The organism is Acetobacter sp. (genome assembly GCF_047723915.1).
Taxonomy (GTDB): domain Bacteria; phylum Pseudomonadota; class Alphaproteobacteria; order Acetobacterales; family Acetobacteraceae; genus Acetobacter.
The window spans coordinates 275,096-287,756 of record NZ_JBDOBQ010000001.1 but is presented as its reverse complement, the minus strand read 5'-3'; the positions used below and the strand labels follow the sequence as shown (position 1 = coordinate 287,756).

Below are 12,661 nucleotides of genomic sequence, written 5' to 3'. Positions count from 1 at the left end.
GCGCGGCACCAAGAACCGACTTCTTCCATTTCACAATAAAAGCAGGACGAAAAACCTGCCTTGTCCATTGCAAAGTGAGCTGTCACATTACATGACTATGTATAGTAAGGGATCCATACATGGACACAACCGCTAAACAGGTTGAAAAAACCGGCAGTAACGGGCCTTCCCTCACCCGTGAACAGTTTCTGAGCGCCTATTACGATATGCTGCTGATCCGCCGTTTTGAAGAAAAAGCGGGCCAGCTTTACGGAATGAGCCTGATCGGCGGCTTCTGCCATCTTTACATCGGGCAGGAAGCGGTCGTCGTCGGTATCCAGATGGCGCTGCGTGACGGTGACAAGCTGATCACCTCCTACCGCGACCATGGGCAGATGCTGGTGGCAGGCATGACCCCGCGTGGCGTCATGGCCGAACTGACCGGCCGTGCAACCGGCTATTCCCGCGGCAAGGGCGGGTCCATGCACATGTTTTCGCGCGAGAAGAATTTCTATGGCGGTCATGGCATTGTGGGCGCTCAGGTGGCACTGGGTATCGGCTTGGCATTCGCCAACAAATATCGCGGCACGGACGAAGTCTCGGTTGCGTATTTTGGCGACGGCGCGGCCAACCAGGGTCAGGTCTACGAAAGCTTCAACCTGGCCGCCCTGCACAAGCTGCCCTGTATTTTCGTGATCGAAAACAACCGCTACGGCATGGGCACGTCCATCGAGCGCGCGTCCGCCGCCCACGAACTGTTCCGCAATGGCGAGCCCTGGGGCATTCCCGGTCGCCGGATCGACGGCATGGATGTCGCGGCCGTGCATGAAGCCGCCGCGGAAGCCGTGGCTCATTGCCGGGCAGGGAAGGGACCTTACCTGCTGGAAATGATGACCTACCGGTATCGTGGCCATTCCATGTCCGATCCCGCCAAATACCGCAGCCGTGAAGAAGTCGACGAAGTGCGCAAAAATCACGACCCGATCGAGCACGTCAAACAGGTGCTGCTCGACGCTGGCGTGGAGGAAGAGACCCTGAAGGCCACGGACGTCAAGGTAAAGGAAATCGTCAACGACGCGGCGGAGTTCGCCCAGACAAGCCCCGAACCGGATCCTTCTGAACTTTATACAGATGTCGTTCTGGAGGCTTGACCGATCATGGCTACTGAAATTCTGATGCCCGCCCTCTCTCCCACCATGACAGAGGGCAAGCTGGCGCGCTGGCTGAAAAAAGAGGGCGACGCAATATCCGGCGGCGATGTTCTGGCGGAAATCGAGACCGACAAGGCGACGATGGAAGTCGAAGCCGTTGACGAAGGCATTCTGGGCCGCATCCTGGTCGCCGAAGGGACCGAAGGTGTTGCCGTCAATGCACCGATCGCGGTTCTTGTGGCCGAAGGCGAAAGCGTGCCCGAAACCATCACACCCGCGCAGCCGACACCGGCAGCCAGCCCCACGCCCGCTGCAGCTCCGGCTACGGCCAGCGCTCCTGCAGCACCCGCAGCATCCGTGACGGCCGAGCCCGAAAAAGACTGGGGCGAGACCCAGGACATTACCGTGCGCGAGGCCCTGCGTGATGCAATGGCGGCTGAACTGCGCCACGATGCGGACGTGTTCCTGCTGGGCGAGGAAGTCGCGCAGTACCAGGGCGCCTACAAGGTCTCCCAGGGGTTGTTGCAGGAATTCGGCGCGCAACGCGTGATCGACATGCCCATTACCGAACACGGTTTTACCGGCATGGCCGTGGGCGCCGCCCTGACGGGGCTGAAGCCCATTGTCGAGTTCATGACCATGAACTTCGCCATGCAGGCCATTGACCATATCATCAACTCCGCCGCCAAGACATTGTACATGTCCGGTGGACAGATGGGCTGCCCCATCGTGTTCCGTGGCCCCAACGGACCGGCATCACGCGTGGGGGCGCAGCATTCGCAATGCTACGCAAGCTGGTATGCGCATGTTCCCGGCCTGAAGGTCGTGGCCCCCTGGTCCTCGGCCGATGCCAAGGGCCTGCTGCGCGCGGCTATCCGTGATCCTAACCCGGTTATCGTGCTTGAAAACGAAATCCTGTACGGACACAAATTCCCGTGCCCGGTCGATGAAGACTTTATCCTGCCAATCGGCAAGGCCAAGATCGAACGCGCTGGCAAGGACGTAACCATCGTTGCCTTCTCCATTGCCGTGGGCACAGCACTGGAAGCCGCGGAAGAACTGGCAAAGCAGGGGATCGAGGCCGAGGTCATCAACCTGCGCAGCCTGCGCCCGCTGGATACAGCCACCATTGTCGAAAGCGTGAAAAAGACATCCCGCCTCGTCACGGTGGAAGAAGGCTGGCCCTTCGCGGGGATCGGGGCCGAAGTCGCCATGCAGGTCATCGAACACGCCTTTGACTGGCTGGACGCGCCTCCCGCCCGGGTCGCTGGTGTGGATGTGCCTATGCCATTCGCCGCCAATCTTGAAAAACTGGCCCTGCCGCATGCCCAGCACGTCGTCAAAGCCGTGCAGGGTCTGATCTGAGGTGCTGAATAATGGCGACTGAAATTCTGATGCCCGCTCTCTCTCCGACCATGACGGAGGGCAAGCTGGCGCGCTGGCTGAAAAAAGAAGGCGATGCCATCGCCAGCGGTGACGTTGTGGCCGAAATCGAGACCGACAAGGCGACGATGGAAGTCGAAGCCGTGGACGAAGGTATTCTTGGCCGCATCCTGGTGCCCGAAGGGGCCGAGGGTGTTGCCGTAAACGCCCCCATTGCCATTCTGGTCGCGCAAGGTGAGGCTGTGCCCGAAAAGCCGTCCTCCACGCCCAAGGCAGCGCAATCGTCGACTGAAAGCGTTTCTGCCCCGGCACCTGCGGCCCCCACACCCGCCGCAACAGCCACGCCCGCCGCTGCACAGCCAAAAGCCGTAGCAGAGGCGACAGGCGGCAAGCGTCTTGCGGTTTCGCCGCTCGCCCGTCGTATTGCCCGCCAGAAGGGCCTGGATCTGTCCACCATCAAAGGCAGCGGCCCAAACGGCCGGATTGTCAAACACGATGTGGAAACAGCAGTGCCCGCACCGGCCCAGGCAGGTCAGGCAAGCCCGGCGCCCGTACCGGGGGGCAGCCGCACCATACCGCACACGACCATGCGCAAGGTGATTGCACGCAGGCTGGCTGAATCCAAGGCGACCGTTCCGCATTTCTACGTCTCTGCGGATGTGCAGCTGGATGCCCTTCTGGCGCTGAGAAGCCAGATGAACGCCCTGTCTCCCGCCGAGGGGCCGAATGCCTTCAAGCTGTCGGTCAATGACATGCTGATCAAGGCTGCGGCGGTCGCACTCAAACGTGTTCCCGAGGTGAACGCCACCTACACGGATGAGGCGATGATCCTGCATGAAGATGCAGACATCTCCATTGCCGTGTCCCTGGACGATGGCCTGATTACGCCCATCGTCCGTCAGGCTGACCGCAAGAGCCTGAAAGACATCAGCCTCGAAGCCAAAGGGCTGATCTCCCGCGCGCGGGCAGGCAAGCTCAAGCCCGAGGAATTTCAGGGCGGCACGTTCTCGCTGTCCAATATGGGCATGTATGACGTCAAGGACTTCAACGCCATCATCAATCCTCCCCAGGCGGCCATTCTTGCTATCGCGGCAGGGAAAAAGCAGGCTGTGGTGGTGAATGACGAACTGAAGATCGCAACCGTCATGACAGTAACCCTGTCCGTGGACCACCGGGCCGTGGATGGCGCGACGGCCGCCAAATGGCTTTCCGCATTTCAGGCAGCGGTCCAGTCACCGCTCTCTCTTGTGCTGTGATACGGCCTGCTGTGGAGAAACCGATACCATGAGCCAAACCGATTTTGACATTCTTGTCATCGGCGGGGGACCCGGCGGCTATGTTGCGGCCCTGCGCGCAGCACAGCTCAAGCTGTCCGTTGCGGTGGTGGAAGCCACACATCTGGGGGGGATCTGCCTGAACTGGGGATGTATCCCCACCAAGGCACTGCTCCGCGCCTCCGAAATCAACCACCTGCTGCACGATCTCGATAGCTACGGCTTCAAAGCCGAGCAGGTAAGCTTTGATTTTAAAAAAATAATTGCCCGGTCGAGGGCAGTTTCCAAGCAATTGTCATCAGGCGTGTCCCATCTGCTTAAAAAAGCCAAAGTCCCTGTTTTTGAAGGGTTTGGCAAACTGGATGGGGTAGACAAGACCGGGCGACGCAAGGTTCTTGTCAGTAAGGAAGGTGCGGCCTCAATCGGCCTTACCGCCAAACATGTCATTCTTGCCACGGGGGCGCGGGCACGCGCCCTGCCGGGGCTGGAAGCGGACGGCAAACTGGTGTGGTCCTACCGCGAAGCCCTGGTGCCTGACGACCTGCCCAAACGGTTGCTGGTGATTGGCTCCGGGGCTATCGGGACGGAGTTCGCCTCTTTCTATCGGAATATGGGCTCCGCCGTGACCCTGGTGGAAGTCGCCCCCCGCATCCTGCCCGTAGAGGATGAGGAAATCAGCGCTATTGCCCAAAAAGAATTTGAAAAACAGGGCATTAGGGTCATAACCGGCGCCAAGGTCGGGGCCCTGCGCAAAAATTCCGACACAGTTACCGTTCCGGTCGAGATCAATGGCAAGACCGAAGACATCACGGTCGACAAGGTTATCTCCGCCGTCGGGATCGTGGGCAATGTCGAAAACATCGGGCTGGAAGGCACAAAGATCAAGGTCGACCGCACCCATGTCGTGACCGACGCGCTGTGCCGCACGGGAGAGCCCGGTGTTTATGCCATCGGCGATCTGGCGGGGGCGCCATGGCTCGCCCACAAGGCCAGCCATGAAGCGGTCATGTGTGTTGAGGCCATTGCCGGCAAAGACGTGCATCCCATCGATAGTACAAAAATTCCCGGCTGCACGTATTGTCGCCCGCAGATTGCGTCCGTCGGGTACACGGAGGCACGCGCCAGGGAATCAGGGTATGCCGTGAGGGTGGGCAAGTTCCCGCTCATGGCGAACGGTAAGGCTCTGGCCATGGGGGAACCAGTCGGGCTGATCAAGACCGTGTTCGACGCCAAGACCGGTGAATTGCTGGGAGCCCACATGATCGGGGCGGAAGTAACGGAGATGGTGCAGGGTTACGTCATAGCCCGTACCGGGGAACTGACAGAGGCCGAACTGGCCGAAACCATTTTCCCCCATCCCACTATTTCTGAATCCATGCACGAGGCTGTTCTGGCGGCCTATGGCGGTGCGTTACACTTCTAGTCCGGTGGAACGGGGTATCATCTCACTTGTGTGATGATACCCACACCCGTACCGGGCTTTCGCGCCTTGACGCGAAGGCGGGAGCGCTCCAGTTCTGTGTGTGTGTGTCTTTGATAAAAGCGGGCCAAGTCATGTCTACTCGTGTCGTGATCGATCATCGTAAGGGAGGGGCAGAAAAACCCCGCCACCCTGAAAAAGCGCACCGGCCCGACAACCCGATCGCCCGCAAGCCGGACTGGATCCGCGTCAAGGCGCCCAATCACCCCGTCTACCATGAAACCCGCGCCCTGATGCGCAGCAACAAGCTCGTGACCGTGTGCGAGGAAGCTGCGTGCCCGAATATCGGGGAATGCTGGTCGCAACGACATGCGACCATGATGATCATGGGTGAAATCTGCACCCGTGCCTGTGCGTTCTGCAATGTCAGCACCGGGCTGCCTCTTGCGCTGGATGAGAACGAACCTGCCCGCGTGGCCGAGGCCGTGGCCAGGCTGGGCCTGCGTCATGTCGTGATTACATCGGTCGACCGCGACGACCTGGCCGATGGCGGCGCGTTACACTTCGCGCATGTTATCCGTGCTATCCGCGCCGCCGCACCCGACACCACGATCGAAATCCTGACGCCAGATTTTTTACGTAAAAACAATGCTCTAGAAGTCGTTGTTGAAGCGCGGCCAGATGTTTTCAACCACAATCTGGAAACCGTTCCACGCCTTTATCCGACAATCAGGCCGGGCGCACGCTACTATCAGTCGCTGCGTCTGCTGGACCGGGTCAAGCAGCTTGACCCGACCATTTTTACCAAGTCAGGGCTGATGCTCGGTCTGGGGGAAGAAAAAATGGAACTCGCCCAGGTCATGGATGATCTGCGCATAGCCGATGTGGATTTTATAACCATGGGGCAGTATTTGCAGCCCACGGTCAAACATGCAGCCGTGGCGCGGTTTGTGACCCCTGACGAATTCGAGGATTACGGCACGATGGCACGCGTAAAGGGCTTTTTGCAGGTCAGCTCCAGCCCGCTTACGCGTTCGTCCTATCATGCCGACAGTGACTTCGCTCAACTCCGACAGGCCCGTAACGCGCGCTTGAAGGAGATGAACTGATGCCAAAACACGCAGAAAAGCGTGTTCTGCCTTACCGGCCTGACCAGATTTTCGACCTTGTGGCCGATGTCGGCCATTATCCTGCTTTTCTGCCGTGGTGTGTGGCCGCGCGCGTGCGCTCACGCACCACGACCGAACTGGTCGCGGACCTGACAATCGGCTTCGGTCCATTCCGGGAGAGTTTTACGTCCCGCGTGACTCTGGACCGGCCATCTACCATTACCGTACGATATGAACGCGGGCCGTTTCGTTACCTGCGTAATCTGTGGACATTCGTTCCGCATGAGAGTGGCTGCCAGGTCGAATTCTTTGTCGACTTCGAGTTCAACTCACGCATTCTGCAAGCTGCGATCGGTGTGGTTTTTACAGAGGCGACAAGACTTATGGTCTCCGCGTTCCTCAAACGCGCGCGCGAGGTTTACGGCCCGCCCGTGGCGCTGACGACGCAACCGACATCTTCCGCTTCCACTCTTGTGGACCGCAAGACTGCAACCTGACCGCTCGGCCTCTTTTATACAGCCATGACCGCACTCGCTGCCAGAATGGCAATGCCTGCACCCCCATCAATACAGGCAAAGGGCAGGGCGGCACACAGGCAGAAAAACGGGAGACGGCACATGACAGTCCGTATTGGCGCGCTGGCGGCACTCATCATCGGGGTGTTTCCATTCTCGGCCCTGGCCGCGGGGCACCCCGGCTTACCCGCGCAGCAGATACGCTCCTGCGCTCAATCCTGCCCAAGAGATACTGCGCGGCCTTGGCCCACCGAGACCGAAAAACTGAATACAGAGAGCCTTATCCACGCAAGACAACACGCAGCCGCTCCGCCACCGGTCAGGCAGCCCGACAGCAATGAACCGACTATTGCGGCTGGAACTGGGGTTCTGGCGCCCGATGCCGCCACAGTGCCCTCAACCGGGCGATAATATCTGCCGCGCGCACTCTACCCTGTCATCATCAATAAAAGGCGCAGCGGCCAGACCGCACATCAATCGCTCAAACGTCGTGCAAGCAGTTCCAGGGCATGAATGACAGCCTGATCGCGCACCTGTTCGCGTGTCCCGTCAAAAAGCTTGTTTTCCGCCCTGGTTGGTTCCTCCCGTAGTGCTGTGGCAAACCAGACCAGCCCCACAGGCTTGTCCGGGCTGCCCCCACCCGGACCCGCAATGCCGGAAACAGCGACGGATACATTCGCGCGTGTTGCGGCTTTTAACGCCCCATCGGCCATTTCCACGACCGTTTCAGCGCTCACTGCGCCATGCCGCTCCAGCGTATCAGTGCTCACGCCCAGCACTGCCTGCTTCATGGTATTGGAATAGGTGACCAGCCCACCCTCCGTCACGTCGGACGAACCCGCAAAATGGGTAAGGGCACTGGCTACCAACCCGCCGGTGCAACTTTCGGCCGTCACCACACGGCCGCCATTTGCGCGAAGCAGGAGGAAAAGGGCTTCTGCCTTATGCAGAATGTCCTCGCGCAGAAAGGTCAGTGTCAGGGACATGGCAGTTTCTCCTTTCCCTTTTACGGGGGTTATATCGCGCGGCCGGTACCCTTGCTGCTGCCGCACAGCCTGAGAGCGCGCGTGCAGGCCGCGGCAAACAGGCCAGCCACGATATCGTCCCCCATCACACCCAGCGCATCGTGGCGGCGGTCAAGGCGTCCCACCAGACCCGGCTTGGTAATATCGAACAGGCGGAACAACCCGAATGCCAGAAGCGGCGCCAGCAGACCGGCGGATGTCTTTGCCGCACCCGCCGTTTCGTCGCGCGGCAGGCAGCCCAGCAGGGCGATCCACATACCCGCCACCTCATCAATCACGATCCAGCTATGGTCTTCCCCATCACCGGCCCGCTCTGTGGCCCACCATCCGACGATGCAGGCCGCAAGGGCAGCGCATGTCAGCATTCGTGGCCGCCTGAGCATGGGCAGCCCCAGTAACAGCGCCGCAAATGATCCGACAGTTCCCGGCGCGCGAGGCGACAGCCCGCATCCACCAAATGTTGCGACCAGACGCGCCGGTGTCATGCCTTCTCTCCCAAGGCTACGTATATGATCATGTTCTCCCAGACCCGCTGGACATAATTGCGGGTTTCAGCAAAGGGAATGCTCTCGATCCAGTCGATCATCTGCGTATCGTCCCCATCGGCCCGCACGGGATCTCCCGCAGTGGCCATCCACCTGCCAAGACGTGTGGGGCCGCAGTTATAGGCAGCGGCCAGATACGGCAGAACCGGCCCGAACCTGTCCTGCATATGCAGCAGGTACGCCGTTCCCAGTTGCATGTTATAAGTCGGGTCATGCAGTCCCGACGCCGTTGCGGCCGTGGGGGGCAGGCCCGACAGCCGGATCATATCCGCTGCGGTGGAGGGTTTGAGCTGCATGAGCCCGATCGCGTTGGACGGACTTACGGCATCGGGGTCGAAACTGCTTTCCTGCCGTGTAAGGCCCAGAACAAACCCTGCGGGCAACCCCTTGCCCGGTGGATCATACGGGCGAGGCCAGCCTGTGCGCAGCAGCAGTTCACCATCCCGCCCGGCATGCCGGGCGACAGCAACGGCGATATCCTGCACCCCCAGCCTGTCAGCCAATGCGGACAGCGCCCGGCGCCCCGGCATATCGCCTGTCTGCTGTTCCAGCATGGTCAAAAACTCACGCGCATGCCGGCGATCGCCTGACGCCACCAGCGCCTGAGCCGCCTGCGCCAGATCGCTTCCGCTGATACGTTCGTCCTGCAATGCGCGAGGTTCGGTGTTTTCTATGCCCTTCAGTCGCCGCACCGTGTCACGGGCGACGTAAGTGGGGTCGAACAGGGCCTTGCTCTGCCCCTCCAGCGCGGCGGCTGCCAACTGACCGTAGAAAGTCGTGGGGAACTGGGCCGCCTGCTGCAGATCAGCCCTTGCTGATGTCTCATCCCCCGCCTGGAACCTGGCCCGGCCCAGCCAGTAGAACCCCCGGCTGCGCGTCAGCAGGGATGCGGAACTGGCCAGAGGGCGAAAGAATTCCTCCGCCGCACTGGCGTCGTGGAGGTAGCGCAGTGCGATCCAGCCGCTGAGAAACTGCGCATCAAGCCGGTTCGCGCTACTGGCCTGCGTGTCATTGGCGATAATCAAAGCGTCCGCCGGGCGGGACGCCAGCAAAAGCTCACGCGCCAATGTATCGCGTTCATGCCAGAATGCCGCGGAGCGGGTCTTGCGTTCCGCAACCGTCGCCTCGGTCTTCCATGCGGTAATCGCGTCGTCATATCGTTGCTGCTTGCGGAGCCAGCGCACGTAATCGAGCACCAGGAACGGATCGGCGCGGGACGGGCCGGGCAAAGCCGTAACCAGACTTTCGGCGCTGGAATCACCCGCGCGCAGCGCCAGCCTGGCCTGTGCGAGAGCCTGCCTGTCCGCCGCGAGATAGGGCAGGGTGCGCCGTGCGGCCTCCACCAGTCCGTTGCTTTCCTGCCGGTCGAACCGTGTCCATGACCTGCCCGGTGTCAGCACGGAAGCAAAATGCCCGACCAGCAAAGCCGTGGCGGACGCGGAATCATTGCCATTTGTCCATGCCTGTGCAGCCTGGGCCATGAGGCGACCGGACAATCCCGGCAGGTCGGGCAGTTGGGTCTGACACTGCACCAGCGCCGCTGCGGTGCGCAGTTGCTGCGTCGTACACAAACGCGCAAGAATGCTCTGGTCGGTCTCTGTCGCCAGGGCCTGTTCCATCAGCGTCGTGAACTGCTGCCGCCTTGGCCATGCGGGACGCTGGGCCAGAAAATCCGCATAATCCTGTGCGCCTGCTTTGGACGCGTTGACCAGACTGAGCCACTGGGCCAGCCGCTCCGCCACCGGAGGGGTAGAAACAGCCGGTAAGGAGGCTGTTCCCGGCAGAACAGTCGCAGACTGTGGTGCGACAGGACCGGGCTCTGGCGTGGCGGCCCCAAGGTCCTGACTGACGGACGGCGCAGAACACCCGCCCAGTGTCAGCGCAGCGGCTGAAGCGGCAACGGCAAGCCGCCGCCCGCAGGATGACGAAAGAAGAGACATGCCAGAATGCTCAGCCTGTTTGGCTCTGCTTGGCAAGATATTTCCAGCGTCGCGGGCGCATGACTACCAGGGAGGCGTGAGGGTCAGGGCACGGGCGACTTCCCCACCGCCCTTGGCAATCAGTTCAACAGCCACGGCCAGAACGATGAGCAGACCAAGCCACGAAATCCATTTATACCGCTCAAGCAGGCGTGCAATCAACGACGCTGCGGCTCCCATCAGCAGCACCGAGAGCGCAAGCCCTGCTATCAAAATAACGGGATGCTCACGCGCGGCCCCTGCAACCGCCAGCACGTTGTCCAGACTCATGGAAAGATCGGCAATGATAATGCGGACAATGACGGCGCCAAGCCCTGCCTTGGGTGCGTCACCCTGCATGGAGGGGGCATGTTCCTCGCGCAGTTCGCGGTACATCCGCCAGCAGACCCATAGCAGCAGAAAACCGCCAGCAAGTGTCAGCCCTACGATATCGAGCAGCCTCGATGCCACAAGGGCGAGCAGGATACGAATAAGAGCCGCCGCCCCGACACCGGCAAGGATAGCCTGCCTGCGCGCCTGCCCCGAAAGCCCGCGCACCGCCATGCCAATAACAACGGCATTGTCACCCGCCAGCGTCACGTCGATCAGCACGACCTGCAGGAAAGCAAGCAGGGCGGGCAGGGTGAATGTGTCAAAAAGGCCGGACACGGGTATCTCCGATTCGCATGCAGACTGGCTCACGCCTAATTGACGCAAGGACACAGGCAGGTCAAAGCCAATGCGCGATACACCCTATGGAACATGTGCGATCCGAGGGTGGGAAAAGTCGAAAGTTTTCCGCTTTGCGGGCAGACGAGCGGTATGAAATCGGCTAGAGAGGCACCAAATTCTGGCCAACATCTGTTTTGATCGAGGGAATTCACTCCATGGTGCCGCGCTATACACGCCCCGTAATGGCTGCGATCTGGTCTGCTGAAAACCGGTATCGCATCTGGTTCGAAATCGAGGCGCTGGCCTGCGAAGCCATGGCGGAATACGGCACCGTACCCAAGGAAGCCGCCCGGACCGTGCGCGAAAAAGGCGATGCCGCCATGGCCGCCTTCTCGGATGCCGATGTGGCCCGGATTGACGAAATCGAGGCGGAAACCCGCCACGACGTTATTGCCTTCCTGACCTGGCTGGCAGAAAAAGTCGGCCCTGACAGCCGTTTCGTGCATCTGGGCATGACCTCGTCGGACGTGCTGGACACCTGCCTTGCAGTCCAGCTCGTGCAGGCGACGGACCTGCTGCTGAGGGATCTGGACGAGGTGCTGGCAGCGCTCAAGGCGCGTGCGTTCGAGCACAAGCATACACTCACCATCGGGCGCAGCCACGGCATTCATGCCGAACCCACCTCCTTCGGGCTCAAGCTTGCCGGACATTATGCCGAATTCGCCCGCAACCGGACCCGGCTTGAAACCGCCCGGGCGGAAATTGCCACCTGCGCCATGTCCGGTGCGGTTGGCACCTACGCCCACCTGGACCCGCGTATTGAATCCTATGTGGCCGAACGCCTCGGACTTAAGCCTGAGACCGTCTCGACCCAGGTTATCCCACGCGACCGTCACGCGGCGTATTTCTGCGCGCTGGGCGTAATAGCCAGCGGGATCGAACGTCTGGCGACCGAAGTTCGCCACCTTCAGCGCTCGGAAGTGCGCGAAGCGGAGGAATTTTTCCACCCCGGGCAGAAGGGGTCTTCCGCCATGCCCCACAAGCGCAACCCGGTGCTGACCGAGAACCTGACCGGCCTTGCCCGTCTGATCCGTGCCGCGGTCATCCCGGCACTCGAGAACGTGGCGCTGTGGCATGAACGCGACATCAGCCATTCCTCGGTCGAACGCAATATCTGCCCCGACGCCACCGTCGGGCTGGATTTCGCCCTTGCACGCCTGTCGGGCATGATCTCCAAGCTGGTTGTCTACCCCGACCGTATGGCCGCCAATATCGAAAGCCTGGGCGGTGTCGTCCATTCCGGCGAAGTGCTGCTGGCTCTGGCCAAGGCGGGTCTTTCCCGCGAGGACGCGTACCGTATCGTCCAGCGTAACGCCATGGCCACCTGGACCAGGCTGGGCACGCCCGACTGCCGGACTTTCCGCGAAAACCTGGCAGCGGACCCTGAAATTTCGGGCCGGGTTCCGGCCGATGTGCTGGATGCCGCCATGGACAGTCGCCAGCACCTCAAGGCGCTTGATATCCAGTACGAAAAGATATTCGGCGAAGCCGGCCCGCGCGACTGACCAAACGCCGGGGCTCTCGTCGCGGGCTGTATCGCCACTGGCGGAAGCCTGCTATGACGTGACAG

Annotated in this window: 11 protein-coding genes; 7 read left to right on the top strand and 4 right to left on the bottom strand. The window is 61.0% G+C overall.

Going from position 1 to position 12,661, the window contains the following annotated elements; genetic code table 11:
* Positions 1-119 precede the first annotated feature (119 nt).
* From pdhA to ABF990_RS01295, 6 genes are all read left to right on the top strand, one after another.
* Positions 120-1,130, top strand: a complete 1,011-nt coding sequence (gene pdhA, locus ABF990_RS01320; RefSeq protein ID WP_415490061.1) for a pyruvate dehydrogenase (acetyl-transferring) E1 component subunit alpha — start codon at positions 120-122, stop codon at positions 1,128-1,130.
* A gap of 6 nt (positions 1,131-1,136) precedes the next feature.
* On the top strand, positions 1,137-2,495 hold the full coding sequence (locus ABF990_RS01315; RefSeq protein WP_415490060.1) for a pyruvate dehydrogenase complex E1 component subunit beta: 1,359 nt from the start codon (positions 1,137-1,139) through the stop codon (positions 2,493-2,495).
* A gap of 11 nt (positions 2,496-2,506) precedes the next feature.
* Positions 2,507-3,769: a pyruvate dehydrogenase complex dihydrolipoamide acetyltransferase gene (locus ABF990_RS01310; RefSeq protein ID WP_415490059.1), complete on the top strand. Its 1,263-nt coding sequence runs from the start codon at positions 2,507-2,509 to the stop codon at positions 3,767-3,769.
* Positions 3,770-3,797: 28 nt separating this feature from the next.
* Positions 3,798-5,210 (top strand): dihydrolipoyl dehydrogenase, encoded by a 1,413-nt coding sequence (gene lpdA / locus ABF990_RS01305; protein WP_415499862.1) that lies wholly within the window; start codon positions 3,798-3,800, stop codon positions 5,208-5,210.
* Positions 5,211-5,341: 131 nt separating this feature from the next.
* Entirely contained in the window at positions 5,342-6,316 is a 975-nt protein-coding gene (lipA, locus tag ABF990_RS01300; RefSeq protein ID WP_415490056.1) for a lipoyl synthase, read from the top strand.
* Complete coding sequence (locus ABF990_RS01295; protein WP_415499863.1) at positions 6,316-6,813, top strand: type II toxin-antitoxin system RatA family toxin; 498 nt, start codon at positions 6,316-6,318, stop codon at positions 6,811-6,813. The genes lipA and ABF990_RS01295 overlap by 1 nt, the downstream gene beginning before the upstream one ends.
* Before the next feature lie 491 nt (positions 6,814-7,304).
* On the opposite strand, the gene ABF990_RS01290 is transcribed toward ABF990_RS01295, so the two are convergent.
* The 4 genes from ABF990_RS01290 to ABF990_RS01275 all read right to left on the bottom strand — a co-directional run bounded on the left by ABF990_RS01290 (position 7,305) and on the right by ABF990_RS01275 (position 11,028).
* Complete coding sequence (locus ABF990_RS01290; RefSeq protein WP_415499864.1) at positions 7,305-7,817, bottom strand: CinA family protein; 513 nt, start codon at positions 7,815-7,817, stop codon at positions 7,305-7,307.
* 29 nt (positions 7,818-7,846) lie between these two features.
* Positions 7,847-8,341 carry a phosphatidylglycerophosphatase A gene (locus tag ABF990_RS01285; protein ID WP_415499865.1) on the bottom strand — a complete coding sequence of 165 codons (495 nt, stop codon included), beginning with the start codon at positions 8,339-8,341 and terminating at the stop codon, positions 7,847-7,849.
* Positions 8,338-10,341, bottom strand: coding sequence for a transglycosylase SLT domain-containing protein (locus tag ABF990_RS01280; RefSeq protein WP_415499866.1), 2,004 nt, complete (start codon positions 10,339-10,341; stop codon positions 8,338-8,340). The genes ABF990_RS01285 and ABF990_RS01280 overlap by 4 nt, the downstream gene beginning before the upstream one ends.
* Positions 10,342-10,404: 63 nt before the next feature.
* Entirely contained in the window at positions 10,405-11,028 is a 624-nt protein-coding gene (locus ABF990_RS01275; protein ID WP_415490051.1) for a TerC family protein, read from the bottom strand.
* 218 nt (positions 11,029-11,246) lie between these two features.
* Here ABF990_RS01275 and purB point away from each other — a divergent pair, with 218 nt between their 5' ends.
* Positions 11,247-12,596 (top strand): adenylosuccinate lyase, encoded by a 1,350-nt coding sequence (gene purB, locus ABF990_RS01270; RefSeq protein ID WP_415490050.1) that lies wholly within the window; start codon positions 11,247-11,249, stop codon positions 12,594-12,596.
* Positions 12,597-12,661 lie beyond the last annotated feature (65 nt).

Excerpts from the sequence above, each read along its gene's own strand:
- pdhA (WP_415490061.1), top strand. The coding sequence starts at position 120 with ATGGACACAACCGCTAAACAGGTTGAAAAAACCGGCAGTAACGGGCCT.
- ABF990_RS01315 (WP_415490060.1), top strand. The coding sequence starts at position 1,137 with ATGGCTACTGAAATTCTGATGCCCGCCCTCTCTCCCACCATGACAGAG.
- ABF990_RS01310 (WP_415490059.1), top strand. The coding sequence starts at position 2,507 with ATGGCGACTGAAATTCTGATGCCCGCTCTCTCTCCGACCATGACGGAG.
- lpdA (WP_415499862.1), top strand. The coding sequence starts at position 3,798 with ATGAGCCAAACCGATTTTGACATTCTTGTCATCGGCGGGGGACCCGGC.
- lipA (WP_415490056.1), top strand. The coding sequence starts at position 5,342 with ATGTCTACTCGTGTCGTGATCGATCATCGTAAGGGAGGGGCAGAAAAA.
- ABF990_RS01295 (WP_415499863.1), top strand. The coding sequence starts at position 6,316 with ATGCCAAAACACGCAGAAAAGCGTGTTCTGCCTTACCGGCCTGACCAG.
- ABF990_RS01290 (WP_415499864.1), bottom strand. The coding sequence starts at position 7,817 with ATGTCCCTGACACTGACCTTTCTGCGCGAGGACATTCTGCATAAGGCA.
- ABF990_RS01285 (WP_415499865.1), bottom strand. The coding sequence starts at position 8,341 with ATGACACCGGCGCGTCTGGTCGCAACATTTGGTGGATGCGGGCTGTCG.
- ABF990_RS01280 (WP_415499866.1), bottom strand. The coding sequence starts at position 10,341 with ATGTCTCTTCTTTCGTCATCCTGCGGGCGGCGGCTTGCCGTTGCCGCT.
- purB (WP_415490050.1), top strand. The coding sequence starts at position 11,247 with ATGGTGCCGCGCTATACACGCCCCGTAATGGCTGCGATCTGGTCTGCT.